Source organism: Echinicola sp. 20G, from assembly GCF_015533855.1.
Classification (GTDB): domain Bacteria; phylum Bacteroidota; class Bacteroidia; order Cytophagales; family Cyclobacteriaceae; genus Echinicola.
Window position 1 is genome coordinate 1,521,160 of sequence record NZ_AP024154.1, and the last position, 26,734, is coordinate 1,547,893.

Genomic DNA, 26,734 nt, shown 5'->3' on the forward strand with positions numbered 1-26,734 from the left:
TTGAAAAAACAATTTTCAATACTTATGTTGGGGCTGCTTTTTTCCTGTAACCAAGGAGAAGAGCAGCCCTTGGCAAATCCGACCCAAATCAATCAGTATTTTCCTTTAAAAGACTTTGTTTCGGATCAGATTGGTAGGATTAGTGATATGTCTGTGGAGAAGCTTACTGATATCAATGGACAAGAGGAAAGTTTTGAGGTGAAATTAGATGCTGAAGGTTGGCGAAAAGAGCTGGACATTTTTATCCAGTCGGATATCAACAAAGCAGCCAATGCCAGTGCTTATCACACTGAGGAAAAAGGCCTTGTGCTAAGGCATGAGCTAAAGCAAGGTCTGAAAGGCGAAGTGAAGCACATTCAAGTGGAATATGCGAGTGGAGAGAAGGAAGAGGTTCAAAAAATTGAATTCAAATCCGAAAAGGACAATTTTTTCTATCACTCCTTATCTGAAGGAGTTTTAGAGGTTGATGCTGAAACTGGTTTGCTAAAAAGCTATCATGTAAAAGGATACCAGAAAGTCTGGTTCTTGGACCCAAACCAGATTGAAATTTCAGGGAAATTGAAAAGATAAAATTAGTCATCTGGTCATAAAAAAGGGCTTGGTCAATTTAATATGACCAAGCCCTTTTTGTTAGTTGATATTATTCTGTTTATGAGAAAGCAAAGAATATCAGCCAAATGATAATCAGTACCGGCATCAATATCGGTATGGAGAACCTGATGATATAGCCAAAGAAAGACGGCATCTTGATACCTGTTTGTTCTGCAATGGACTTCACCATGAAGTTTGGTCCATTACCAATATAGGTCATTGCACCGAAGAAAACGGAGGCGATAGAAATAGCCATTAGCTGGAAAGCTGAATCGTGATATCCGTCCATGGCGAACTGCCTAACCATCTCCACATCCCCAATTCTCGCGCCTCTGGAGGCCATTGCAGCAGCTAGGAAGTTAAGGTAAGTAGGCGCATTGTCCAAGAAGCCAGAAAGCAATCCTGTCCCCCAATAAAGTGAATTGTGACTAATAAGGGCAGATCCCTCTGGAGATTTGGCAAATTCACCAACTAACTCCAGTGCCGGCATCATGGTACCGAAAATACCTATAAAGATAAAGGCTACTTCACGGATAGGTTCAAAGTTAAATTCATTGCCCTTGATGGCTCTTTTGTCGGCAAATTTATAGGAGAAAAATGCGACAGAGAACATGATGATTTCTCTTAGGAAAGAGAATTTGGTTCCATCATAAACAATGGCAGGAACCCAGTCCAATACATTCGGGTCCAAAAATACCGAGATAATGACCACAAGTAGCCATAAGAAGTTTTTGGAACCAATTAAAGATATTTTGTTAGTGTAAGATACTGGTTCCAGCTCTTCTGTGTCATTGGCCCTGCCAAATTTTTTGTCAATGATAAAGAACACTACAGAAAGGATGGTCAAGGCAATTATCCAAGCAGGCCAGTTGTGCTCCAAAGTCCAGAAAAAAGGAATCCCTTTTAAGAAACCTAGGAATAAAGGAGGGTCACCAATCGGTGTCAGGGAGCCACCCACATTACTCACCATGAAGATAAAGAAGATGATGTGGTATGCCTGAATGTTGTGCTTGTTGAGGCGTATAAAAGGCCTTACCAGAAGCATTGAAGCTCCTGTGGTGCCAATTAGGTTGGATACAATTGCTCCGATAATCAATAGGGTGACATTGGCCATCGGAGTGGACTTTTTGTCGATTTCTATCAATATTCCTCCGGAAGCAATGTATAGAGATGCCAGTAGGGCGATAAATTGCAAATATTCAGCAAGCGCATGAATAGGAAGGTGAACGTTATGTAGGGAGAATATGTAATAGAGAACAACTACTGTTGCCAAGCCAATGGCGACTTTAGGGTAATTATGATGCCAGAAATGTTCATAGAACAAAGGTCCTGTAGCAATCATCAAGAGTAACACCACAAAAGGAATAACAAGCCAAGCAGGTGCCAGGTTATGAGCCCCCTCAGCGTCATGCGCATCACCATGGTCACCGGCGTGTTCAGTATCAGATTGATGTTGGTCTTCACCTGTCTGCTCCTGCTGATGTACTGTTACCTCCGTTGATTGGTGATTATTTTGGGCCATTGCAGGAATTGTGTTTGTGAAAAACACCGCTCCCCAAATGATCCCAAAAGCAATTATTATATTCTTCATTAAAATGAAATTAGATTAATTCGTCTTAGTTTTGCTGATTCTTTTTTTCCGTTATGGACAAAAAGTAGTCTGAAGGAATTTGCAACCCCTAAACTACAGAATTTGAGCCAAACCCACCAAAATAATTTGGTATGGTCGGAATAAATTAATTTTGGGTTAATCTTTTAATCTTAAAAACGGTTATTCGTTTTAAACCAATAAGTTTAGTGCGATTTCAAAAGATTTTCTCGCTATACCTGTTTTTTCAATATGTAAATCATACGTAGATTTTAGCGCTTTATAAATGGTGTGGCTTACATCTTCAAAGATAGCTTGGTCAGTAACTTCTGCCTCATCTGACATTAGATAAGCAAAGACCCTTGCCATACCGCAGTTGGCAATGAAATCAGGAATTACAGCCACTTTTTCATCTACGGCCATACCTATAGGACCAAAGAAAATCTCCCGATCCGCAAAAGGAACGTTTGCACCACAAGAAATTACTTCCAATCCACTTTGGATCAATCGATCCACTTGCTCTTGGGTGACCAGCCTTGAGGCTGCAGCAGGAATAAAAATTTCATGCTCCAAATCCCAGATCTTTTTATTGATTTCTTCGAAAGGAATCAACTCCTCGACATTGAGTTTATTTCCAATTCTGGACAAAAATAGCTGGCGGATCTCATCAAGGGAAAATCCCTGTTCCTTGATCAGCCCACCTTCCCGGTCAATGATGCCAATGACCTTAACTCCTTCCACTGCCAGAAAACAAGCAGCCGCTGATGCCACATTCCCCCAGCCTTGGATGATGGCGCGCTTGCCTTTTAAGTTTCCGCCCCAAAGGTGATAATAGTGTTTTACCGCTTCAGCCACACCAAAACCGGTAATCATATCTGCGACGGTATATTTTTTAGGACTGTCAGGAGTATAATTAGGGTCTTCCAGCACTTTGGAGACGCCTTGACGAAGCTGGCCCAGCTTTCTTATTTTTTGAGGTTCTGTGGCTTGATAGTATCCGTTTACTATTCCTTCTTGAGGGTGCCAGAGACCATAAGATTCTGTAATAGGGATAACCTCATGGATCTCGTCAATATTGAGGTCCCCACCAGTGCCATAGTAGCTTTTTAAGATGGGTAGTACTGCTTTGTACCATCTTTTCAAGACTTCGTCTTTTCTGGGGTCATTGGGGTCAAAGTTGATCCCGGATTTTGCTCCGCCAATGGGTGGGCCAGAAACGGTGAATTTGATTTCCATGGTTTTGGCAAGGGATTCCACTTCTCGCTTGTCCAGCCCCTTTCTCATCCTGGTGCCACCACCAGCAGCCCCATTTCTCAGGGAGTTGATCACTATCCAACCTTCAGCTTCGGATTCGCTATCGCTCCATTCAAAAACAATCTCAGGTTGCTTGTTCTCAAATTTCTTGAGCAGTTCGTTCATAAATACGGTTAATTAGAGTTGCACAAAAATATAAAAAAATCGTTCTTAGGCTATTTCTGAGGCATGCCTTTGTCTTTTTTGTGAAAAAAGTGTCTGAACTGGTTGTCTTTCGGCCTTGATTGATTCTGGCTTAGCTTAAAATAAGTTTCCATAGGGTTTATCTGGGTTTTTGAGACTAAAATTACCTTTTTCGTTTTCAGAAGTGGCATATGGTAATTTAACGAAAAACTCCAGCAAATCTATACTATCAAGGAAAAAGGGGACTTCTGAAATTTCAGGTTAAATACCATGTCCCACCACAGCTGTCGGTATCTGCTCCAGTGACTGATGCAAATGAATTGGGCTCTTTCCTTATTTTCCTCACTCCTAAAAAGGCAAATATCAAAGCTTCTTTAAACTCAATGATTTCAGCAGAGGGAACTACTACAGCGACTTTGTCTCCTAAGTAAGCTTGAAGCCTATCAATAAAATAGCTATGGTAAGCCCCCCCGCCAGTTACCAATAGCCTAGCTGGTTTATCTAAGGCATGGTTTAATACTACCTGGGAGATTTGCAGGCTATAATGCTCTACCAAAGTAGCCAAGAGATTTTCAGGAATATCCTTTTGAGCTTGAATCAATGGAACAAAGGTTTGATCCATGTCCTCTCTTCCCAAAGATTTTGCCCCTTTTTTCTGGTAAAAGCCAGCGGCATTTAATTGGTTCAGAAAGTCTTGGTTGACTTTTCCAGAAGCAGCCAATTTTCCCCCTCTGTCAAAGGCGAGGCCTTTTCGGTTTGCGATAAGATTAAGCAGTAAATTAAAGGGAGATACATCAAAAGCGATTCTTTTACCTTGGTGCATCATGGATATATTGGAAATACCACCCAGGTTAAGGCAGAATTCATAGTCTGCAAAAAGATAATGATCGCCAATGGGTGCCAATGGTGCCCCTTGCCCACCCAAGGCAACATCCAAACTTCTAAAGTCGTTGATGACCGGAAAGCCTGAGGCTTTCATCAAGCTCCATCCACAGCCGATTTGCTTCGTAAATCCCAAATGGGGTTGGTGGAAGGCAGTATGACCATGAGAAGCAATGATTTCAGGGTTTAATTTATGCTTATCGCAAAATGATTTGACCACCTCTCCCATCCATCGGCCAAATTGCAGGTCCAGCAGTGAAAGCTGCTCACCGGACAAGGTATGGGAATTGGCCAGCTTGGAACCCAGTTCATCAGGAAATTCTTGCGTGCTTGCTTTTTCTATGGTGAAATGCCATCGATCTGAATAAGTAAAATGACAATAGGCTACATCCAGGCCATCCCCGGAAGTTCCGGACATCAAGCCAATGACACGGTAAATTCTACTGGATTCCATAAGGGTTAAAGTTTGTTAAAATTGAGGACTTAAAGATAATTTTAAACGGTGTAATTCAAACCCGCTTTTTAAATTCCTTAATTTAGCGCCGAAATTTGGGCTTGTATTGCTTGTTGGAAAAGTCCTGTTTTGTGGCTTAAGGAGCAGTACAAAAAAAGGTGATGGCTTGAAAAATCTAGTAATAGATATAGGAAATACTCGGATAAAAGCAGCGTTGTTTGAAGGATTGACCCTTCGAGAGGAATTCAGTGTGGAATACATGGATGAACTCAGGGGTCATATCGAAGAATGGGCCTTTGACCATGTCATGGTAAGTTCTGTGCGCTGGAATAAGGAAGAGCTGGAGTTGATGCTACCTTTTGGGTTTTTGTTTTTGGACAGGGAGGCACGATTTCCTGTGGAAAACCATTACGAAACTCCACATACGCTAGGACTTGATCGTCTGGCTGCGGCCATTGGAGCCTACAGTCTTGCAGAGAAAGGGCCAGTTTTGAGTGTGGACTTGGGCACATGTATCACTTTTGATTTTATAGATAGCGCTGATCGTTATTTGGGAGGCGCCATTAGCCCTGGTATGCAAATGAGGTTTCAGGCCATGAACCGCCAGACCGCCAAATTGCCATTGATTGAAATGGTTATGGGGGATGAGCCACCTGGTTTCATCGGAAAGAATACGGTGGAAGGGATGAAAAGCGGCGTTTATTATGGGATCCAAAAGGAAATAGAAGGAACTATCAGCCAATATCAGCATCAACATCAAGGTTTAAAGGTCTTTATTTGTGGAGGTGATGCAAAATTCTTTGAAAGCTTAACAAAAGACCACATATTTGTAATCCCCAATTTGGTCCTGCATGGATTGAATAGAATTTTAATTTACAATGTCAATAAAAACTAGACTGCAGTTAATTGGTGCATTTTGTGCCATTTTCATATTTACGCAAGCAAAAGGACAGATTGGTTCCTCTACCTATAGTTCTATCGGGATCGGAGACATGAACAACTCCGGGCTGACACCGAACCAAGCAATGGGTGGCCTAGGGATTAGTTATGGCGATGCTTGGTCTGTCAATCAGGTGAACCCTGCCCTTTCAGTAAAAAACAATGTGTTTAATTTTCAAGCTGCTTTCAATTACAAGCGGTTCACTGCCGAAACAGCTACCAGTTCTTCTACCCTTGATGGTGGTGGCCTGAGTAATGTGGTAATGTCATTGCCTATCAAACCAAGAAAATGGACAGTAGGTATGGGACTAAACCAAATCAGTACGGTTGATTTTGAACATTTGGTGGAGGCTCCCGTAGTCAATTCGGACTTGAATTCTGTGAGCAGGATAAGAGGAAGAGGAGGAATTAGTGAAGTGTATATTTCTACTGGTTTTGAGCTTTTCAGGAATTTTAACCTTGGTTTTCATGGATCTTACATCTTCGGATCTACGATAAAACGACAACAGCTTACTTTAGTGGATGAGGATGGTGTTTTACAAGGTGTTTCCTCAGAATATTATGACAGATTAAGTTTGAATGATTTTTCCTTTAAGGGAGGGGCACATTATGCAATTCGTACCGGGGAGCGCAGTAGGTTGAATTTTGGCGCTATTTATCACGTTTTTGGTGACTTAGATGGAAAAAAGTTTGCAAAAATGGCGGATATTGGCCAAGCTAGCGATCCGGATTCAAATGGACAGACCGTATTCAATAACGAAAAGGGTAGTATTTATTTACCTAATAAGTTAGGTTATGGTATATCTTTCGAAAAAATCAATAAATTTGTAATTGGTCTTGAGGCTCAGCATCAGGATTTTAGGGAATATGAATCTTTCATAGGCTTAAATGAAGGTCTTGGAAATTCATTTAAAGTAGGCCTCGGTGGACAATTTGTTCCCGATATTTACTCCTTGGAGAGTGCTTTTATGCGGTCTACATTCCGGGCAGGGGTTGAATTTGAGCAAACCCCTTATCTGATAGGCCAAAATAAGGTCAATGATATTGGCATTAATTTTGGAGCTTCTGTTCCTATGAACAGCTTATCACTCTTAAACATGGCTGTGAAAGTGGGACAGAGAGGTACAACAGAAAATGGCTTGGTTAAGGAAAACTATTTTAAGGTTTCACTTGGCTTCTCCATCAATGATAACAGTTGGTTCTACAAAAAAGTATTTGAATAAACATAATAAGTATGAAAGCTAAATTTGCATTATTAGGGTTATTGTCTTTTGCATTAGCGGGCATGGCACAGGCACAGGATAACTGGAACTGGCCTTCTGATTCAGCCTTGGAATCAAAGGCTAGGGAGTATAACGCTGCCTACAACGATTACATGAAAGCCGATCAATTTATTGCGGCTACCAAACCTTTGAACTGGTTATTGGTCAATGCACCAGACCTTAATGAGGCCATTTATATCAATGGTGTCACCGTTTATAATGGTGCTGCTGATGAAACTTCCGATGAAGCTCAGAAAAAGATTTATCAAGATTCTGTAATGACCATTTATGATTTGAGAGCTGAGAAATACAATAATGAGGCTGCTTGGATTGAAAACAAGGCTTATTACGGTTACAGATACTATAGAAGTGATAAAGACAAAGTTGGAGATGCGGCTTCTTTCTTTGCTAGAGATATTGAACTAAATGGTGAAATCAACACTTTTGGTTTGGTTCCTGCCTATTTTGATTTGGTGTATAGGAATAATGCATACAACAATGCTTACACTCCTGAGGAGGTATTGGCGATATATGAAAATCTTAATGCAAGATTGGATAAAGCGGAAGCTGCTGGAGAAGATGTATCAGGACAGAGAAATACACTTGACCAAATTTTGGTAAATATGGAAATCATCGATTGTGATTTCATTGAAAATAAAATGGGACCAAAACTAGTAGCAGACCCGAGTAATGTCAAGTTAGCCAAACAAATTTTCCAGTATTCTGTTACCTATAAATGTACTTCTTCTGAAACCTTTACAAAGGCATTGGAGGTAGTGGATAATGATAATCCAACTTTCTCTACTTCTCAAGTAAGGGGAATGAGATATATTCAAAGCGATGAGCCTGCTAAAGCTGTGGAAATGTTCCAAAGAGCACTTGAGTTGGCTGAGAATGATGCTCAGAGAGCTGAAGTTAGTTTTGACTTGGCGCGAGCACAAGCTAAAATTGGTCAGAAGTCAGCTGCAAGACAGTCTGCAATGAAAGCGGCTGAGTTGGATTCCAAATTGGCTTCTGATGCTTGGTCTTTGATCGGTGGATTGTACATGACCTCTGCCAATGATTGTAGAGGTGGTCAGAGCCGTGTAAAAGATTACTCTATCTTTATCGCTGCTTATGATGCCTTCGCCAAGGCAGGTGACAATTCAGGAATGGCTAGTGCCAAAGCACGCTTCCCTTCCAAAGAGGAGTTGTTTACTGAAGGTTACCAAGTAGGCCAAACCATCAGCACTGGATGTTGGGTAGGTCAGACGGTTTCTTTGAAAACCAGAGATTAATATTATTGACATAAGGAGCATTAGCTCTCCTGATCATACTTAAAAGGCGGTTTTTATAACCGCCTTTTTGCTTTACTCGTATTGCTATTTGGTAATTAACACGATTAATTTGATAGATTTGTAACATGAAACGAGTCGCTTTTATTTTTCTGGTAATTGTAATGGCTGCTTCCTGTCGGGAAAGTGTGGATTTGAGGCAATTGGAGAACTATGATGGGCCTGTGAGAGTGACTACAGCCATGGAGGTTTTCAGAAGTGATTCGGCAGTAGTTCGGATTAAGATGACGGCACCCAGGCAATTGGTGTTTTCTAATAATGATATGGAATTTCCAGAGGGGATTTTGATCCACTTTTATGAAACGGATGGTGTACTCAGTTCAACTATTAGGGCTGATAGAGCTTATTACGATCATAAAGAGAACCTGTACCGCGGAGAAGGAGATGTCCGGGTTCATAATATCGAAAAAGGCAATAAGCTAAACTCCGAAGAGCTTTTTTGGGATGAGCGAAAAGGAATAATATTTACCGAGAAATTTGTAACGGTCACAAAGAAAAACGGAACGGTTATTCACGGGACTGGAATGGAAGCTGATGAAAGCTTCAATGAATATACCTTCTATAAAATTGTTGATAGTCCGATTGTAATCGAAGAGGGACCATCCAATACTGAAAATTAGATACCTTTATGGGTATAGGAATAATATGAAACTAAAAGGAATAATTTTATTATCATTATCTGCTGCTTTGGTCATTATAGGGACGCATGTCACCATGACCCAAGGCATTACTTTTTCATATCCTATTTTTATGTTTGCTGTGGCCATGTTATTTTGGTACAAGTACTTAAAAACAAAGTGGACTGAACAAGATCAGGAAGAAGTAGGTCAGCAACAAGACAGGAAGAAAAAAAGCAGATAATGGAATATCACTATTTGGGCTACGTCCTCATCACCTTATTGTTTTCAGCATTGTTTTCAGGCTTGGAGATTGCATTTGTGTCTGCCAATAAACTGCAGATTGAGTTGCAAAATAAGCAGGGAAGCTTTACGGGAAAGGTATTGGCAGGATTTGTCAAAAACCCTGGCCAGTTTATTGGCACTACCCTGCTTGGCAATACTGTGTCACTTGTGGTTTATGGTATTTTTATGGCCTATTTGCTGGAGCCTACCATTCAGTTTTACCTGCCTGAAGGCCTGAACCATCAAGCAGCCGTAATGATCATTCAGACAATTATATCTACTCTTATTGTACTGATCACAGCAGAGTTTATTCCCAAGAGCATTTTTATGCTCAATCCCAATAATTTGTTAAGCTTTTTTGCTGTTCCGTTTACGGTGATTTATTACATCATGTATCCGATTGTGTGGTTGATTGTGGGGATGTCCAGGCTTTTTATTACACATGTTTTGGGGTTGGAGTACAGCGAGGACAAACCGGTTTTTAAAATTACCGATCTCAATAGCTTTATTCAGGACAATTTGGAAACTGAAGGAGATGAAGGTATGGATATCGATACCAAGATCTTTGACAATGCAGTAGAGTTCAAAAAGGTAAAGGCTCGGGACTGCATGGTTCCAAGGACAGACATTGTGGCGGTAGATGAGGAGGACAGTATTGAGGATCTGAAAGGAACGTTTATGGAGAGTGGCCATTCCAAGATCATAGTTTACAAAGAAAATATAGATGATGTCATTGGCTATTGTCATCACTTAGAGCTGTTCAAGAAGCCTAAAAAGATCACAGATATTCTCACCCCCATTATTATCGTGCCCGAGACGGCTTTGGTTCATGAGCTTTTGGTACAGTTTATTGCCGAAAGAAAGAGCTTGGCCTTGGTGGTAGATGAGTTTGGTGGCACCAGTGGCATTGTAAGTATGGAAGATATTATCGAGGAGATTTTTGGGGAGATTGAGGATGAATATGATAATGATGACTTGATTGAGCAAGAGATTTCAGATAATGAGTATTTATTGAGTGCCAGACATGAAATAGATTACCTGAACGAAAAATATGATTGGAATTTACCGGAGGGAGATTACGATACCCTTTCTGGATTCATCCTTTCAGTAACTGAAAATATTCCTAAAAAAGGTGAGTCGGCTACTTATGGCCCCTTCACATTTACGGTGGTTTCCAAGCAGGATCACCGTATTGATACAGTAAAATTAAAGATAAATACCTAATAGAGTACAATAAGTAATTTATTGATAGTGATAATATTTTGAATTTACCGCTAGATGTAATTATTTTGCGACACTTCAAAAACTAGAAGAATGGCGTTAATAAAAGAAATCAGACAGAGAACAGGTCTTGCAATCGGTGTTATTGCAGTAGGGTTGATACTTTTCCTTGTAGGGGGAGACTTATTGGGCCCAAATTCAATGCTTTTAGGAGGCAGGGATACCGTTGTAGGTGAAATTAACGGAGAGGAAATTTCCTATGAGGAGTATATTGACCAAGTAGAGCGGTTTAAATTAAACTACCAACAAAACACTGGTAGAAATCCATCAGAGAATGAGATGTACAGCATTCGTGAGCAGGCATGGCAGGCCATGATAGTGAAGCGTGTATTCTCTGAGCAGTATGAAGCGTTGGGCATGACCATTTCTGATGAGGAATTGGTGGACATGGTTCAGGGTAAAAACATTGTGGCGGAATTACGTCAGCAATTGACCAACCCAGAAACTGGCCAGTTCGACAGACAGCAATTGATTGCTTTCTTGCAGTCTTTGGAATCAGCACCTGCACAGCAGAGAGCTTTCTGGGCACAGCAAGAACAGACTTTCGCTGATTCTAGGCTTCGAATCAAATATGACAACCTATTGGCGGCTTCTTCCTTTGCGAACAAAGAGGAAGGTGCTTTGCAATACAGAATGCAAAGTTCTGTAGCCGATATCGAGCATTTGTTTGTTCCATTCTATGCAGTTTCAGATTCAGCGGTTAGTATCAGTGAATCTGATCTAAAAGCCTACCTTTCTGAAAACGAGGAGAAGTTTGAAGGAGCGAATACCAGAGATATCTCTTATATCAGGTTTGATCTTTATCCAAGCGGAGAAGATTCTGCAACAGTGATTCAGCAAATCTCTCAATTGACTGAGGAGCTAAGCAGTGCATCCAACGATTCTGTTTTTGTATTAAGAAATTCAGAAATTTCCAATCCATTCAGAACATATTTGCCAGGTGAGGAACTTCCAGCTTTGTTGACCTCCAATGTGGAGGATCCTGAAGAAGGAGCAGTGTATGGTCCTTATATTACGGACAGAAGCACTTATGTGACTTATAAGGTTTCCCAGAAATTTGACGGTACACCTAGAATGAGAGCCAGCCATATTTTGTTTGGTACTCAGGGAATGGATGATGCTGCTAAAGCAGAAGCGAAAGCTCAAGCGGAGAAAGTATTGGCTGAACTAAAAGACGGTGGTAACTTCTTTGCTGCTGCTCAGCAATATGGACAAGATGGAACTGCCCAAAGGGGTGGTGATCTGGGATGGTTCGCCAAAGAGGATTTTGTAGAGCCATTTGCTGATGCGGTATTTGCAGCGAAGTCAACTGGTCTTATCAACAGCCTGGTGGAAACAGAGTATGGTTACCATATCATTTCTGTTACCGAGATGCCTCAAACAGCTACTGTGAAGCTGGCAACCTTGGAACTTGAATTGGGACCAAGTGATGCGACCAGAAATGAGATTTTCAGAAATGCGGATTACTTTGCTGCTAATACAGGCAACGCAGATGAATTCAAAACAAATGCTGAGAAAGATGGATACAGAGTGCTTCAGGCTAATAGCCTTGGTACCAATGCAAGAAGTATCAACAATCTTGGAGGAGCCAGAGAAGTCGTAAGATGGGCATTCAATGATGCTTCCGTAGGAAGTGTTTCACCTGTATTTGAATTGGACAATGCGTATGTGGTGGCTATGTTAAGAGGAGAAACTGAAGAAGGAGATGTTACTTTGGATCAAGTAAGAGCTGAAGTGATGGCTCAAGTAAGAAACGAAAAGAAGGCAGCTTATATCAGTGAGAAACTAAAAGGTAAGGAGAGCTTAGAAGCAATGAAGGAAGTTTTTCCTGAATATGCTTCTGTAGGTACTGCTGCTGACCTAAAATTAAGTGATAATACGATTCCAGGAGTTGGTTATGCTCCTAAAGCTGTTGGAGCGGTATTTGGCCTGAAACAAGGACAAGTAACCCAGCCTATCAAAGAGGATATTGGGGTGATAGTAGCTAAGCTGAACAGCATTACTCCTGCTGGTGAAGTGGCTGACTATAGCATGTACCAAAACCAATTGCAGGCCAGCGCGCAACAAAGAACTACTTATATGATCATGATGGCTGCTCAAGAGTTGGCCAATGTGAAAGACTTTAGATATAAATTCTTCTAATGGAAGAAGGTTAAATCATAAAGAATCCCATCCTCTAATGAGGGTGGGATTTTCTTGTTTATGGATTTAATTTTTTATCTATCGCGTTAATAAAGTAAATTCGATAATTATGAATAAAGTATTTGATAAAGCAGCGTTCAAAGAAAAACTGGATGAGCAGACTACTTTTCCTGCATTGTACATGTTCAAGTTTATTGTGCCTAAAGGAAAAGAGGATGAAGTAAAGCGATTATTGCCGAACAACGAAATTACTTTCAAAGCCTCTGCCAAGGGGACTTATATCAGTGCTACGATCAAAGCCATGATGAAAGACAGTGAGGCAATTATTAAAGTATATGAGGAGGCTTCAAAGATAGAAGGTATTATCTCACTTTAAAAAAGACAGTTATGTGGCCAGAGGAAAACAACCGATTAAAAAAGACATTTGAATTTTCAGATTTCACAGAAGCTTTTGCTTTTATGTGTAGGGTCGCTTTTTTGGCAGAAGCCCACCAGCATCACCCTAACTGGAGCAATGTTTATAATAAAGTGACCATAGAGCTTACCACACATGATCAAGGAAATGTGGTTACTGACAAAGACAGAAAGCTGGCTGAGGCAATAGATCAACTGACCTGATGACTGAAGAAAAGCATACCCATTTGTTTGTGGTCCCCACACCTATTGGGAATTTGAAGGATATTACTTTAAGGGCCATCGAGGTATTAAAAACAGTAGACGTTATCCTAGCAGAAGATACCCGAACAACGGGCAAACTTCTCAAGCACCTCGAGATTCAGCGCCCATTGCAGAGTTATCATATTTTTAATGAACACAAGACAGTAGAAAAACTCATTTCCAGAATGGAGAATGGGGAGCGATTTGCCCTAGTGAGTGATGCAGGTACACCAGCGATTTCCGATCCAGGATTTTTATTGGTGCGGGCAGCCAGAGAGGCTGAGCTGGAAGTGAACTGCCTGCCAGGAGCTACTGCTTTTGTTCCTGCCTTGGTCAATTCTGCCCTTCCCAATGACCGTTTCGTTTTTGAAGGTTTTTTACCTCATAAAAAAGGCCGGAAGACAAGGATAGAAAATCTACAAGAAGAAGTCAGGACCATGATATTTTATGAGTCCCCACACAGGCTTTTAAAAACCCTTATACAGTTCAAAGAGGCATTTGGTGCAGACCGCTTAGCCTGCGTCTCTAGAGAGCTTACAAAGCTGTATGAGGAGAATATCAGAGGGACCTTGGAAGAACTAGTCGAATATTATCAAGAAAACACCATAAAAGGAGAAATAGTAATCACCGTATCAGGAAAAAATTAAGATGGAATTAAAATCACTTTTGGATCAAACTATCATCGTTGCCAAAGAGGCCGGTGCTTTTATCAGAAAAGAAAGACAAAATTTTGACCTCAACAAAGTAGAACACAAAGGATTCAATGATTTGGTGTCCTATGTGGATAAGGAAGCCGAAAAAATCGTGGTAAATGGCCTGCAGCAGATTTTGCCTGAAGCTGGGTTTATCACTGAGGAAGGGACTATTAATAAACAGGAGGATGTTTACAACTGGATCGTTGATCCATTGGATGGGACTACTAATTTTGTGCATGGCATTCCCGTTTTTTCAGTCAGCATAGCTTTGATGAAAGAAGGCGAAATCATTTTGGGCGTGGTGTATGAGGTAAATAATAACGAGTGTTTTTATGCTACCAAAGATGGCGGTGCCTACTGTAACGACACAAAAATCAGTGTCAGCCAAGCCCCAAGCCTTTCATCCAGTTTAATTGCTACAGGATTTCCGTATTATGATTTTGAGCAGGTGGATCAATACATGGAACTTCTAAAATACTTTATGATAAATTCTCATGGGATTAGGAGAATTGGAAGTGCTGCCGTGGATTTATGCTACGTCGCTTCTGGGAGGGTAGAAGGATATTTTGAGTATAACCTAAATTCCTATGACGTGGCTGGTGGCTTATTGATCGTCCAAGAAGCCGGAGGTAAAGTGACTGATTTCAATAGTGGTGATGATTACATATTTGGTCGACAAATTATAGCAAGTAACGGTAATATCCACCAAGAATTGTGTGATCAAATAAAAAAAGTCTGGTAAAATTCCCTAATTGCTGTTATTGAAATCTATATTTTGGTTTTTTGACCAATTAAAAATGTATTGTGCTTGTTTTAAGCTATTTATACCAAAATAAATTTGGCTCTTCAGTGTTTTTTTTATAGTTTTCAATTGATTATACAAGTATAAACTTTTAGCGACGTTAATCATCCAAGTTCTTTTCCCTCACCAAAGAAAAGAAACCCACGCCAATATCGTTAAAAGATTAGAGGATTACTTTTAAACATGAAGACCATGACGTTAGGAATCATCGGAGGAACTAAACTCTCAACCACACTAGGCAACAAGTACATGTCCATGGGTATAAATGTGGTGTTTGGGGTAAGGGAAGAATTTGAACTAAGGCCAATAGAATGGAAAATTCTAAGCATGCAGAAAGACAAGGTTTTTGGCTACTGTGAAGCCATCAATAGATCAGATGTCATTTTAATTTGCTGTGAGAATGAATATTTGCCTTTGGTTTGCCATTGCCTTTCCCAATTGGAAAGTACGGACAAAATAATTTTGGATTGTACCAATGGCAACTATAACCCTAATTTTGGGTGCAATACTAAATACATTCAAGAGAAATCAGGATACGAGAGGGTATTGAAGGGTTTTAATAACCTTGGCTTGGATTACCCCAATTCTGATCCTTTAGAATTGGTAAAAGAAACTTATTTCTGTGGCAATGCGGAAGTGGATAAGTTCAGGATCAAACGACTTATCGAATTAATTGGCTTTAGGGCGATTGATGTTGGAGACCTTAACAATGCTCCACTATTGGAAGCTATTTATCATTTGAGAAAGCAGATCAGCCATCAGAAAAATGAAAAAATAGATTATCATTTCAAGCTCATGTCGGTCTAAGAAGTTTTTAGAAGACATATTATTTTAAAAAAGGGACATAATCATGTCCCTTTTTTTATGAGGCATCAAATTTGATGCATAAATAATGTAGCTTCGTCTGCTATTTAATTTTTAGTCAAAAAACAGACTGGGTTTAAAATCTAATGGTTATGAAAAAGACATTAATTATAATTTTGGCAGTATTTGCCTTTTTATTGGTGGCCTTGATTGCGACGCCTTTTATTTTTAAAGATAAAATTGTAGCGCGCATAGATCAAGAAATTGCTAATTCGGTTAACGCTCAAGTTTATTATAACATTGATAATATCAGTTTGAGTGTGCTCAAGAGGTTTCCCAATATTTCAGCCACTGTAAAGGAATTTGGCGTAAAAGGAAATGCACCTTTTGAAAATGATACCTTGGCGCATGTCAATAATTTCCAAGTGGACTTTAATTTGATGTCTGTTATTTTTGGGGATTATCCTGAACTGACTGGATTACACCTGAAAGGAGGACGTATTTATGTCAAGGTATTAGAGGATGGTACCGCAAACTATGATATAGCCATGGAAAGCGAAGAAGACACGGTGGCAGCAGAGCCTTCCAATTTTAAGTTGGGGATTGACCTGATGGAAATTGAAGATGTCAATTTTGTGTATGACGACAGGCAGTTGAAATATTTTTTGGCTTTGCAGGATTTTGATATGGAAGGTCATGGTGATTTTACAGCGGATGTATATGATCTCAATGGAAAGATCAGTACCAATATTGCCAGGATGGATTATGAAGAGGTCAATTATCTAAGCAATAAAGTTTTTACCGCAGACACCGAGATCCAGGTAGATATGACCCAAATGAAGTTCACCTTTGGAGAAGGACAGTTTGGACTTAATGATTTTATGTTTGGCATAGACGGTTTTTTGGCTATGCCCAGTGAGGATATTGATTTTGACCTGACTTTTGAAGGAAGGGAAAATAGTTTCAAAAGTGTTCTTTCCCTCGTGCCGGGCATTTACACGGAATCCTTTGATGGGATCAATACTTCTGGAACCATGGATTTTGGAGGTTACCTGAAAGGAAGCTATAATGAGACACAGTTTCCTAAATTTGAGGTTTCCTTGAAAGTAGCTGACGGGATGTTCCAATATCCAGACTTGCCCAAGCCAGTCAACAATATCAATGTGGATATGTCCGTCAAAAATGAAACAGGAAATATAGACAATACCCAAGTGAATATCCCGGCATTTAACCTGACTTTCGGCTCCAATCCAATTTCAGGTAGATTGCTCTTAGAAAACTTGATTACTTACGATGTGGATGGTCAATTGAAAGGGAAGCTGAACTTGGAAGAGCTGACTTCTATTTTCCCCATTGAAGGAATGGAGCTAAGAGGGATTTTGGATGTGGATGCTACGGCAAAAGGAAGGTATGACAGTGTAGCAGAAATTATTCCTGCTATCAATGCCAAGATGGCTCTTACGAATGGCTATGTAAAAAGTGAAGAATATCCAGCGCCTATAGAAGATTTGAATGCGAATACGACTATTCAAAACAATTCGGGTAAGATGAGTGATTTCTTAGTTAACCTGTCGAATTTTGGGTTTAAACTGGAAGGAGAGGAGATTCGAGGAAATATGAAAGTCAGTGATTTGGACCAGTTGAACTGGGATGGTGCTATTCACGGTACAGTGGATTTAGGGAAAATCAGTAAAATCTTTCCGATGGAAGAGGTGATCATGGACGGTAAAATCAAGGCGGATATTGACACCAAAGGAAGTTATGCCGATGTGGAAGCGGAACGCTACAATAGATTGAGCACAAGTGGGCAGATTGCCTTAACGGATTTCTATTATACGGATAAAGACCTTCCTCAGGGAATAAGAATTCATCAGGCCAATGGGGATTTCAGTCCTCAAGCTATTAATTTGACAAAATTCGATGCCAGACTAGGAGAAAGTCCCGTTCAAGCCATCGGTAGCCTGAGCAACTACATGGCTTACCTTTTTGAGGACACTGCTGTGTTGACCGGTAGAATGGACATCAATTCCAGCAAATTCAATATCAATGAGTGGATGACCGAGAGTGAAGAAACGACAGCAGATACAACTTCACTTACTTTGATAGAATTGCCGAAAAATGTCAATTTCACCATGTCTGTGAAGGCGGATGAGGTGTTGTATGATAATTTGGTCTTTACCAATGCCAAAGGTATGATGACCCTTAAAGATGGCATTTTGACGTTCAAGGATGCGGGTATGAACACCATGGGGGGACAACTCACTTTGAATGGTGCTTATAATACACAGAATATAAAAGACCCGAAATTCAATATGGATTTCAATATGCTGGGAGTGAGTATTCAGGAAGCCTTTAAATCTTTCAATACCATCAAGGCATTTGCACCCATTGCAGAGCACCTTAATGGTGACTTTACCACGAACTTTTCTTTATCTGGAAACCTAGGCCAGGACATGATGCCTGTTTTGTCCTCGCTGGATGGAGACGGACTGATTAAAGTGGCTCAGGCGGCCTTGAAAGATAGTAAAATCATCGGTGGCATTACCTCATTGACCAAACTCAAAGATGGAAATACTTTAGAGATCAAAGACCTGAATTTAAAAGCAGAAATCAAAGATGGCATGCTCAATGTGAGCCCTTTCGATATCAAATTGTGGGATTACCAGGCCAATATTCAGGGAAGTACTGGTTTTGATGGAAGTATCAGTTACTTGGTCAATATGCAAGTACCAGCAGGAAAGTTAGGGAGTCAAGCCAACAGTTTATTGGCATCCATTTCTGGTACTGAGGCTACGGGGGATACCAATATTCCTGTTGCGATCAATCTGGGAGGTACTTATCAACAGCCAAAAATCAGCTTGGCCGGTGGAAACAGCATGGAAGCTTTGATCACCAATGCCCTGAAGTCAAGGGCTTCTGCTGAAGGTGAAAAGTTGCAGAACCAAGTGGCAGAGCAATTCAAGGCACAGGAAGACAGTGTCAAACAAGAATTGAAAGCCAAAGCAAATGCAGCTCAGGACAGTGCTAAGAAGGAACTGAACAAAAAGGTGGAAGAAGCGCAAAACCAAGCGGCGGATGAAGTGAAGGATTTACTCAAAGGATTTTTCAACAAGTCCAAGCCCAAGACAGACACGACCAAGACTAAACCAATTGAATGAAAATAGTGAAACAGTTTCATTTGGCCGGGCAGGGGATTCTTTGCCCGGTTTTTTTATGCCTAACCACAAAGGGCACTAAGAAGTCACTGTGATTACAAAGCCTTTTTGTGCTGAAAGAACCCTCTTAGCGCTTTGTAAAACCTCCGAGTACTCTGTGGTCACATTTATCCCCAATCAATCCTTTAAAATAATCCGCTCTCTACCCCACCAAATAGTACCAGCCCATCAAGGTGATAAAGGAAAGCGGAATGCCAATTCCCACCAAAAGTGAAGCAAGTTTTGGGTTGAGGTCATGGTTGATGGCAATGATAGAGCCAGTGATCATCGGAGCCATGGCGGTCTCCATCACACTTACCTTGTAAAGGATATTTCCTTCATCCAAGAACAACCTGTACACGAAGAAGATGAGCGTAGGGATAAACAATAATTTGAACGCCAGGCCATACCACAGGTCTTTTGAAGATAAAGTCTCTGCATTGATTTTTACCTGTAAGCCAACGGCAATCAGTGCTATGGGGGTAAGAGTGGCAGCAAAAGCCTGTAATATTTCATGCACAGTGCCCTCAAATTCCAAATGCAAGAGGTTCATGAACAATGCAATCAGGAAGAACAAAAAAGGAGGAAAGGTAAGGATCTTTTTGGTCACATCCCTTTTGCGCTTTTTCCCATGGCCATAGATAGAAGCCACAATGATGGCAATGCTGCTCACAATGATAAAGGAACCCGCTTGGTCTACCATCAGGGCTATTTTAAGGCCTTCACTACCATAAAGTGCTTCAATGATCGGAAAGCCAATGAAAGAGGTGTTGGCCAAACCAGGCACAATGATCAAACAACCTGTGGTTGCCTTGCTCCAACCCAATTTTTTTCCCAAAGTGCCAAAAATTACCCATGAAATCCCAAAACTTATCCATGCAGTCAGTACGGGAAGTAGCAATCCAAGCGAAAGTTCCGTCTCGGGAATATGGAGCAAAGCCAATGCAGGGAGGACAATATAAATCAGGTAAGTGTTGAGGGACTTGGGAGCATCTTTGGGCAGTTCCTTTAGGCGCTGGAGCAAAATGCCAATGATCAGACAAAGAATGACAAGAATGAGGTTGGTCATGGATCAAAAATAAGGTAAAAATTGCTTAGAAATTAACAGTAATGTAATCTGTTGTTAATCAATATTTTAAATTTGAATGCTTTATTTGATAGGAGAAAATCTAAGATTATGACGAAACTTGTACCTATCCTGATTGGAGAACAACGCATGATCCAATTATCACAGCTGACCATTGACCAGGCCAATGACTTAAGAAGCTTTTTGCCCGGTTCAAGCATTAAGAAAATGAATTTTCAAGGAATGGAACTGCACGATTGCATCGATTTTGAAACGTATGAATATTGGTTTCAGTCCAGTCATGCAAGAGAAGGAGTGGCATCCATTTGGGATTTTTAATTAATTCATCCCAAACTTTTTGCGCTTTTCCTGAAAGTATTCCTCCAGTTGGGGATATACATTACTTTTTGCTTCTGGGATACCAGCAAGCGTCAGGTTCATATCGCCCTTGATACTTTGATCGACGACTTCCAATGTTTCGATCAGAAAAATAAACTCCTGTAAGGTCAGGGGATTATTTGATTTGTCAGGGCTAGGGTCAAATTCATTACCATAAAAATCCACCACTTCGTAATAGATTTTTCCATCCAAAGGTGCAGCATAAATGCTGATTTCCTCACCCCATTGACTCTCTGGATAAGAAAGCTTGGCGAGTAAAGCCGAAGGCCCGGTACCATCGAAATAACTTTTAGGAGCAAATTCAAAATCAATCATGGTTCAAAATTAAAAGATTAATGACAGGAATTAAACAAAGTCGGGTTTGATTAAGGGTTGTCCGTGAGCTGTTTTAGAGACTTAAAGGAAGGTTTGGGGAGGTTTTCCTTTTCCAAGTCTTTTTTAACAGAAGCAATTTCTCAATCAATTGGATAATACATTGTTTCGAACTAATTTTGGGCAGCCAAAAATATATCTGCCAATATCCGGCTTAGCCATAGGACTTGGCGGAAGTTCCCAAAACATTTTGGGCAGAAAAAGACTGTAAAAACAAGAGCATACTCATGAAAAGAGACCAGGTAATATTCGACCTTATCCAAAAAGAAGAAGACCGTCAAAAAAGAGGAATTGAGCTGATTGCCTCTGAGAACTTCACCAGCAAGGAGGTGATGGAAGCTGCCGGTAGTGTATTGACCAATAAATACGCCGAAGGGTTACCTAAGAAGCGTTACTATGGAGGTTGTGAAGTAGTGGATGATATTGAGCAGATCGCTATTGACCGTGCCAAGGAGCTTTTCGGAGCCACTTGGGCCAATGTTCAGCCTCACTCTGGTGCTCAAGCCAATGCAGCTGTGTTTTTGGCCTGTCTGAATCCTGGTGATAGCATTTTGGGTTTTGACCTTTCTCATGGTGGTCACCTGACTCATGGTTCCCCGGTAAACTTCTCCGGTAAGAACTATAAGCCTCACTTCTATGGTGTGGAAGAAGAAACTGGTGTGGTCAATATGGACAAAGTTGCAGAAACTGCGAAAGAGGTTCAGCCAAAGTTGATCATTTGTGGTGCTTCTGCCTATAGCCGTGACTGGGATTATGCAAGATTCAGAGAGATCGCTGATGAGGTGGGCGCTTTGTTGTTGGCGGATATCTCTCACCCTGCTGGTCTGATTGCTAGGGGTCTTTTGAATGACCCATTGGAGCATTGCCATATCGTGACTACTACCACACATAAGACCTTAAGAGGTACAAGAGGTGGCTTGATCATGATGCGTGAAGATTTCGACAATCCATTTGGCCATAAAAATCCAAAGGGAGAATTGAGAAAAATGACCCAATTATTGGATTCTGCAGTATTCCCAGGAATGCAGGGAGGACCTTTGGAGCACATCATTGCTGCCAAAGCAGTGGCTTTTAGAGAAGCCCTCTCGGATGAATACATGGAGTATGTATTGCAAGTGAAGAAAAATGCTTCCGTGATGGCTGATGCTTTCGTGGAAAAAGGATACAAATTGATTTCTGGTGGAACAGACAATCACCTGATGTTGATCGACCTGAGAAATAAGGATCTTTCAGGAAAAATTGCTGAAGAAACACTAGGTAAAGTGGATATCACCATCAATAAAAACATGGTGCCTTTTGATACCCGCTCTCCATTCGTAACTTCAGGAATGCGTGTTGGAACAGCAGCCATCACCACCAGAGGCCTTAAAGAACAAGATATGATCAAGATCGTTGAATTGATCGATAAGGCATTGATGAACCATGAAAATGAAGCCACCCTTGCAGCAATCAAGACGGAGGTAAATGACTGGATGGTTCAGTTCCCATTGTACTAAGAAAAAAAGAAATTAAGTGGCATTAGATCAATACAGGGAAGAGGAGGAAGAAGAAGGAGGCATGTCATTTTTGGATCATTTGGAGCAATTGCGATGGCATTTGGTCCGATCCATTGCAGCCATTCTGATTTGCTCAGTAGTAGCCTTTCTTTCCAAGAGTATCGTATTTGGAGAAGTGATTTTAGGACCGTCCAAGGTGGATTTTTTCACCTATAGGATGCTATGTCAGCTCTCTGCTTATTTAAGTATTCCAGCACTTTGCATCGACGAACTTCCGTTTATCTTGCAAAGTAGACAGATGACTGGACAGTTTTCCATGCACATGACTTCCAGTTTGGTGGTGGGGCTTGTAGTAGCCTTTCCTTATGTGTTCTGGGAAGTATGGCGCTTCATCAGTCCAGGGTTATATGATAAGGAAAGAAAAGCGGCCAGAGGAGCGGTTTTCTTTGTGAGTTTGTTGTTCTTTATGGGAGCGGCATTTGGGTACTATATCCTGTCCCCATTGTCAATCAACTTCCTTTCCAATTACCGACTGGATCCTTCCATCGCAAATGAGTTTGATATCACTTCTTATATTTCGACATTAATCATGCTGGTGCTGGCTTCTGCCGTGATGTTCCAGCTTCCAGTGGTGATTTATTTCTTGTCCATGTCTGGACTGGTGACTTCTGGAATGTTGAAGTCTTACAGAAGGCATGCTATCGTGATCATTTTGGTGCTTTCTGCTTTGATTACTCCGCCAGATGTGATCAGTCAGTTGCTGATAGCCATGCCGATACTGGTATTGTATGAGGCAGGGATTATGATCGCTAAGCGTTTAGAACGTAAGAAGAGAGAAGAATTAGAATAAGGAAATCAATAATAATACTATCGTCATGTCCAAAAAAATAGCCATCGGTGGTGACCATGCAGGTTTCGATTATAAGCAGCAACTGGTTTCGTATTTGACTGAAGCTGGCTTCGAAGTGAAGGATTTTGGTCCATTTACAGATGCTTCTGTTGACTATCCTGATTATGTTCACCCGCTTTGTGATGCCATTGAAAGTGGGGAATTTGTACAGGGAATTGTGGTTTGTGGTAGTGGTAATGGTGTAGCCATTACTGCCAATAAGCACCAAGGAATCCGGGCGGCGATATGCTGGAATACTGACTTGGCTGCTTTGTCCAGACAGCACAATGATGCCAATGTCATCTCCATTCCTGCTCGTTTTGTGCCTTATGAATTGGCACAAGAAATGGTAGAAACCTTCTTAAAGACAGATTTTGAAGGTGGTAGACATGCGAATAGGGTGAATAAAATCGCTTGTAAGTAGATATAGAAAGACTTATTAGTCAAATCAAAAAGGGCCTGACAATTAATTTCAGGCCCTTTTTATGGTTTCATGGTTAAGTGGTAATTACCTAAATGTGTATTTGAGTCCTATCCCTGCCCTGAAATAATTATTGCTTTCACCTGTGGGGAAAATGGGACTGGCTTCCAATAGAAAGCCGAAGTTTCTGGTAGAAGGAAAAGGCTTGACAAAGACTCCCAGGGGAATGCCAAGGTAAATGTCATTGTCATTTCCTTGATCATCCACACCCAAGTGGAAACCGCTATAGAAGTTAACTTCATCCCTTTGGACAAAATTGTATCCAAAAGTACCTTCTATATCCACATTGCCTCCAGCGCCTATCCTGGCCTCTCCAAACATCTTGTTGTCCGGATTACTTCCAATAGCCGCAAAGGTTCCAGAACTTAATTGATAAACTCCGGCACTGACCTGTGCCACGGACTTGTGTTGTAAAATCAAAAAAGCAGTCAGTGATAAAATCAAAAACTTTTTCATGGTAAATAATAGTTGGTTTAGTTTTCAAACCGAACTTTGCAAACTCTTTGCCAAAAAGTGAATTTGAAGCTTAAGTTTGCCACCTACCAATGGAATTTTTTAGATACAGGGCTGGTTTACAATCTTTTCCTTGAGGAAAATTGTTAACATCTCCAGTCCTTTTTCAAAACTGTCATTATTGGGAATGATAAGATCTGCATCATGCTTGAAGGGGTCGATGTACTTTTCATAAGTAGGCATCACATGTTTTTCATACCTGTAAAGTACATCGTCCAGGTCATATCCGCGCTCAACCTTGTCACGGACAATCCTTCTTTTGAGCTTGATATAGTCCTTCGCATCTATAAAGACCTTTAAGTCCAACAAATTGGACAGTTCTGGTGAGTAAAGCACAAAAATCCCTTCCACCACTACGACAGGTGCCGGACAAAACTCCAGCATCTTAGGGGTTACTTTAGGGTTGTTAAAAGTATATTCCTGTCGAAAAACCTTTTCACCCATTTGGATTTTTTTGATGTCCGCCGCGTAAGCCTGAAAGTCAAATGAATGAGGAGTGTCGTAGTTTTCAATGCCTTCATCATCCAAAGGCTGTTGTTCGATGGGCTTATAGTAGTTGTCCTGGGAGATGAGGCAAATCTCTTCCGGATCAAAAGATTGTAATAACCTGTTGAGAAATAAGGTCTTGCCAGAGGCACTTCCTCCTGTGATACCAACTATATACGGTTTTCTCATATTCCTAATATATCAATTATTTGGAATCAATGCCCCTTATTGGTAACTGTTCAAGAAATGAATCAGCTTTCTGACGGCTTTGCCCCTGTGGCTGATGGCATTTTTTTCATCCATGCTGAGCTCAGCAAAGGTTTTTTTGTAACCTTCTGGAAGGAAAATAGGGTCATAACCAAATCCCCCTTCACCAGACCTTTCTGTAATGATTTCTCCTTTGGCAGTGCCTTCAAAACTATGTTCTTCCCCATCCAAGATCAGGGCGATCACAGTCCTGAATTGGGCTTTTCTATCAGAGACTCCTTCTAAATTCTGAAGCAACAAGTCAACATTTCTGTCATCACTGCGAGGCTCACCGGCATACCTGCCGGAATAGACTCCCGGCGCACCGTTAAGTGCCTCTACTTCCAGACCTGTATCATCCGCGAAGCAGCTTACCCCATAGTTTTCAAAAACGTGTCTGGCTTTTTGAAATGCGTTGAAATCCAAAGTGTCTCCAGTTTCGGGAAGCTCTTCATGACATCCGATTTCTGCAAGTGAGACAATGGTGAAGTCTTCGCCAAGTGCGGCTTTCACCTCTTCGATTTTTTTGGGATTGTTGGTTGCAAAACAGATTTTCATACCCCAAAAGTAAGCAAATTTTCCTGCTCATGAAGCTTGAGAAGTGGCAATGCTTAACCGATTAAAATAATCTTAGTATTCATTTAATATTTTGCCTTTGCGAAAGGAGGCAAAATTGCTGTTATTAGTAGGATTGTTTTACCCAAAAGTTTAGAGGAAATGAAGAAAATAACCGTCTACTGTGGTTCCAATACCGGGAAAAACCCTGCCTATAAAGCTGGGGCAATTGCTTTGGCTGAGGAAATGATTTTACGAAAAATGGACTTGGTGTATGGTGCTGGGAAAGTGGGCTTGATGGGAGTGATCGCCAATCAAATGCTGAGTGTGGGGAGAAATGTCTATGGGATTATTCCACAAAAATTGGTAGATGTGGAAGTAGCCCATCAGGGTTGTACCGAGTTGACGGTTGTGGAGACCATGCGGGATAGGAAATGGCTGATGGCGGAACGTGGAGATGGTTTTGTGGCCATGCCAGGAGGCATTGGGACTTTGGAGGAGCTGTTTGAAATCATGACCTTAAATCAATTGGCCTATATCCAAAAACCCTTGGCCCTATATAATGTGGAAGGGTATTATGACAAACTTATTGACTTTTTATCCTTTGCCTCCGAAGAAGGTTTTTTACGAGATGAACAGAAAGAGCTCCTGATCATAAGCGATGATCCTGCAGAAATGCTGGACAAGATGGCTGCCTATGAGCCTAAATATATTCCCAAGTGGGGATCAAATTAAAAAGAAAAAAGGGGCGTATTGAATACGCCCCTTTTTTTGAAAATTCCCTACAGGAAGGTTTCTATAACTTTCATCAATTGCTCAAGATGTTTGGCATCCGTTTCATCAAAATCATTTAGCTGGTTGCTGTCAATATCCAGCACCAAGGCTACCTCTCCATCTTTGAAAGCAGGCAACACAATTTCGGATTTGGAGGCGGAGCTGCAGGCAATGTGGCCGGGAAAGGCATCCACATCCGGCACCAACTGGGTTTTACCTTCTTTCCAAGCGGCACCACAGACGCCTTTGCCTTTTGCAATCCGAGTACAAGCGATGGGGCCTTGGAATGGTCCAAGCACCAACTGCTCTCCTTTGACGAGGTAAAAGCCCACCCAGAAAAAGCCAAAGGCTTCCTTGAGGGCAGCACTGATATTGGCCAGGTTGGCGGTAAGATCTTCCTCGCCTGTGATCAAGGCTTCAATTTGGGGAAGCAAGGCTTCGTATTTTTCTGCCTTGTTGGCATTTTCAGGAAGAAATATGGATTCTGCCATGG

The 26,734-nt window shown here is 41.0% G+C and carries 28 protein-coding genes; 19 read left to right on the forward strand and 9 right to left on the reverse strand.

The features are described 5' to 3' along the window. Entirely contained in the window at positions 1-570 is a 570-nt protein-coding gene (locus JL001_RS06765; protein ID WP_200975367.1) for a hypothetical protein, read from the forward strand. Positions 571-649: 79 nt separating this feature from the next. Here JL001_RS06765 and JL001_RS06770 read toward each other — a convergent pair whose 3' ends face one another. The 3 genes from JL001_RS06770 to JL001_RS06780 form a co-directional block, all read right to left on the reverse strand. After that, a complete protein-coding gene (locus JL001_RS06770) occupies positions 650-2,182 on the reverse strand; it encodes a sodium:proton antiporter (protein WP_200975368.1) in 1,533 nt (510 codons plus the stop codon). Between the two features lie 189 nt (positions 2,183-2,371). After that, positions 2,372-3,598: a Glu/Leu/Phe/Val dehydrogenase gene (locus tag JL001_RS06775; RefSeq protein WP_200975369.1), complete on the reverse strand. Its 1,227-nt coding sequence runs from the start codon at positions 3,596-3,598 to the stop codon at positions 2,372-2,374. 274 nt (positions 3,599-3,872) lie between these two features. Then, entirely contained in the window at positions 3,873-4,952 is a 1,080-nt protein-coding gene (locus JL001_RS06780; RefSeq protein WP_200975370.1) for an anhydro-N-acetylmuramic acid kinase, read from the reverse strand. A gap of 166 nt (positions 4,953-5,118) precedes the next feature. On the opposite strand from JL001_RS06780, the gene JL001_RS06785 reads away from it, so the two are divergent. The 13 genes from JL001_RS06785 to JL001_RS06845 all read left to right on the forward strand — a co-directional run bounded on the left by JL001_RS06785 (position 5,119) and on the right by JL001_RS06845 (position 18,928). After that, entirely contained in the window at positions 5,119-5,847 is a 729-nt protein-coding gene (locus JL001_RS06785; protein ID WP_200975371.1) for a type III pantothenate kinase, read from the forward strand. After that, on the forward strand, positions 5,831-7,114 hold the full coding sequence (locus JL001_RS06790) for a hypothetical protein (protein WP_200975372.1): 1,284 nt from the start codon (positions 5,831-5,833) through the stop codon (positions 7,112-7,114). Before JL001_RS06785 ends, JL001_RS06790 begins: the two co-directional genes overlap by 17 nt. An 11-nt stretch (positions 7,115-7,125) precedes the next feature. After that, on the forward strand, positions 7,126-8,430 hold the full coding sequence (locus JL001_RS06795; protein WP_200975373.1) for a hypothetical protein: 1,305 nt from the start codon (positions 7,126-7,128) through the stop codon (positions 8,428-8,430). Positions 8,431-8,555: 125 nt separating this feature from the next. Beyond that, complete coding sequence (gene lptC / locus JL001_RS06800) at positions 8,556-9,107, forward strand: LPS export ABC transporter periplasmic protein LptC (RefSeq protein ID WP_200975374.1); 552 nt, start codon at positions 8,556-8,558, stop codon at positions 9,105-9,107. A gap of 25 nt (positions 9,108-9,132) precedes the next feature. Next, on the forward strand, positions 9,133-9,348 hold the full coding sequence (locus JL001_RS06805; protein WP_200975375.1) for a hypothetical protein: 216 nt from the start codon (positions 9,133-9,135) through the stop codon (positions 9,346-9,348). Next, positions 9,348-10,613 carry a hemolysin family protein gene (locus tag JL001_RS06810; protein WP_200975376.1) on the forward strand — a complete coding sequence of 422 codons (1,266 nt, stop codon included), beginning with the start codon at positions 9,348-9,350 and terminating at the stop codon, positions 10,611-10,613. Before JL001_RS06805 ends, JL001_RS06810 begins: the two co-directional genes overlap by 1 nt. 90 nt (positions 10,614-10,703) lie before the next feature. After that, complete coding sequence (locus tag JL001_RS06815) at positions 10,704-12,812, forward strand: peptidylprolyl isomerase (RefSeq protein WP_200975377.1); 2,109 nt, start codon at positions 10,704-10,706, stop codon at positions 12,810-12,812. A gap of 109 nt (positions 12,813-12,921) precedes the next feature. Further along, the gene (locus JL001_RS06820; RefSeq protein ID WP_200975378.1) at positions 12,922-13,188 is read left to right on the forward strand and encodes a DUF493 family protein; all 267 of its coding nucleotides are present in this window, start codon (positions 12,922-12,924) and stop codon (positions 13,186-13,188) included. A gap of 11 nt (positions 13,189-13,199) precedes the next feature. Next, positions 13,200-13,430, forward strand: coding sequence for a 4a-hydroxytetrahydrobiopterin dehydratase (locus tag JL001_RS06825; protein WP_200975379.1), 231 nt, complete (start codon positions 13,200-13,202; stop codon positions 13,428-13,430). Then, a complete protein-coding gene (gene rsmI, locus JL001_RS06830) occupies positions 13,430-14,116 on the forward strand; it encodes a 16S rRNA (cytidine(1402)-2'-O)-methyltransferase (protein WP_200975380.1) in 687 nt (228 codons plus the stop codon). The genes JL001_RS06825 and rsmI overlap by 1 nt, the downstream gene beginning before the upstream one ends. Position 14,117: 1 nt before the next feature. Next, positions 14,118-14,906: an inositol monophosphatase family protein gene (locus JL001_RS06835; RefSeq protein WP_200975381.1), complete on the forward strand. Its 789-nt coding sequence runs from the start codon at positions 14,118-14,120 to the stop codon at positions 14,904-14,906. A gap of 252 nt (positions 14,907-15,158) precedes the next feature. Next, positions 15,159-15,773, forward strand: a complete 615-nt coding sequence (locus tag JL001_RS06840; protein WP_200975382.1) for an NADPH-dependent F420 reductase — start codon at positions 15,159-15,161, stop codon at positions 15,771-15,773. Positions 15,774-15,922: 149 nt separating this feature from the next. Beyond that, on the forward strand, positions 15,923-18,928 hold the full coding sequence (locus JL001_RS06845; RefSeq protein ID WP_200975383.1) for an AsmA-like C-terminal region-containing protein: 3,006 nt from the start codon (positions 15,923-15,925) through the stop codon (positions 18,926-18,928). A 199-nt stretch (positions 18,929-19,127) separates the two neighbouring features. Here JL001_RS06845 and JL001_RS06850 read toward each other — a convergent pair whose 3' ends face one another. After that, on the reverse strand, positions 19,128-20,033 hold the full coding sequence (locus tag JL001_RS06850) for an AEC family transporter (protein WP_200975384.1): 906 nt from the start codon (positions 20,031-20,033) through the stop codon (positions 19,128-19,130). 108 nt (positions 20,034-20,141) lie between these two features. On the opposite strand from JL001_RS06850, the gene JL001_RS06855 reads away from it, so the two are divergent. Beyond that, positions 20,142-20,369, forward strand: coding sequence for a hypothetical protein (locus tag JL001_RS06855; protein ID WP_192011993.1), 228 nt, complete (start codon positions 20,142-20,144; stop codon positions 20,367-20,369). On the opposite strand, the gene JL001_RS06860 is transcribed toward JL001_RS06855, so the two are convergent. Continuing rightward, positions 20,370-20,744: a UDP-glucuronosyltransferase gene (locus JL001_RS06860; RefSeq protein WP_192011994.1), complete on the reverse strand. Its 375-nt coding sequence runs from the start codon at positions 20,742-20,744 to the stop codon at positions 20,370-20,372. Between the two features lie 284 nt (positions 20,745-21,028). Here JL001_RS06860 and glyA point away from each other — a divergent pair, with 284 nt between their 5' ends. The 3 genes from glyA to rpiB are packed head-to-tail and all read left to right on the forward strand — an operon-like array spanning position 21,029 to position 23,610. Beyond that, positions 21,029-22,297 carry a serine hydroxymethyltransferase gene (glyA, locus tag JL001_RS06865; RefSeq protein ID WP_200975385.1) on the forward strand — a complete coding sequence of 423 codons (1,269 nt, stop codon included), beginning with the start codon at positions 21,029-21,031 and terminating at the stop codon, positions 22,295-22,297. A gap of 16 nt (positions 22,298-22,313) precedes the next feature. Beyond that, positions 22,314-23,147, forward strand: coding sequence for a twin-arginine translocase subunit TatC (gene tatC, locus JL001_RS06870; protein WP_200975386.1), 834 nt, complete (start codon positions 22,314-22,316; stop codon positions 23,145-23,147). A 25-nt stretch (positions 23,148-23,172) separates the two neighbouring features. Next, complete coding sequence (rpiB, locus tag JL001_RS06875; RefSeq protein WP_200975387.1) at positions 23,173-23,610, forward strand: ribose 5-phosphate isomerase B; 438 nt, start codon at positions 23,173-23,175, stop codon at positions 23,608-23,610. A gap of 84 nt (positions 23,611-23,694) precedes the next feature. Here the strand turns inward: rpiB and JL001_RS06880 are convergent, their stop codons facing one another. The 3 genes from JL001_RS06880 to JL001_RS06890 all read right to left on the reverse strand — a co-directional run bounded on the left by JL001_RS06880 (position 23,695) and on the right by JL001_RS06890 (position 25,470). Next, positions 23,695-24,123, reverse strand: coding sequence for an outer membrane insertion C- signal (locus tag JL001_RS06880; RefSeq protein ID WP_200975388.1), 429 nt, complete (start codon positions 24,121-24,123; stop codon positions 23,695-23,697). A 99-nt stretch (positions 24,124-24,222) separates the two neighbouring features. Next, positions 24,223-24,855, reverse strand: a complete 633-nt coding sequence (udk, locus tag JL001_RS06885; RefSeq protein ID WP_192011999.1) for a uridine kinase — start codon at positions 24,853-24,855, stop codon at positions 24,223-24,225. Positions 24,856-24,891: 36 nt separating this feature from the next. Continuing rightward, positions 24,892-25,470: a non-canonical purine NTP diphosphatase gene (locus JL001_RS06890; RefSeq protein ID WP_200975389.1), complete on the reverse strand. Its 579-nt coding sequence runs from the start codon at positions 25,468-25,470 to the stop codon at positions 24,892-24,894. Between the two features lie 159 nt (positions 25,471-25,629). On the opposite strand from JL001_RS06890, the gene JL001_RS06895 reads away from it, so the two are divergent. Further along, the gene (locus JL001_RS06895) at positions 25,630-26,202 is read left to right on the forward strand and encodes a TIGR00730 family Rossman fold protein (RefSeq protein WP_200975390.1); all 573 of its coding nucleotides are present in this window, start codon (positions 25,630-25,632) and stop codon (positions 26,200-26,202) included. Between the two features lie 47 nt (positions 26,203-26,249). Here JL001_RS06895 and JL001_RS06900 read toward each other — a convergent pair whose 3' ends face one another. After that, entirely contained in the window at positions 26,250-26,732 is a 483-nt protein-coding gene (locus JL001_RS06900) for a GAF domain-containing protein (RefSeq protein WP_200975391.1), read from the reverse strand. Positions 26,733-26,734 lie beyond the last annotated feature (2 nt).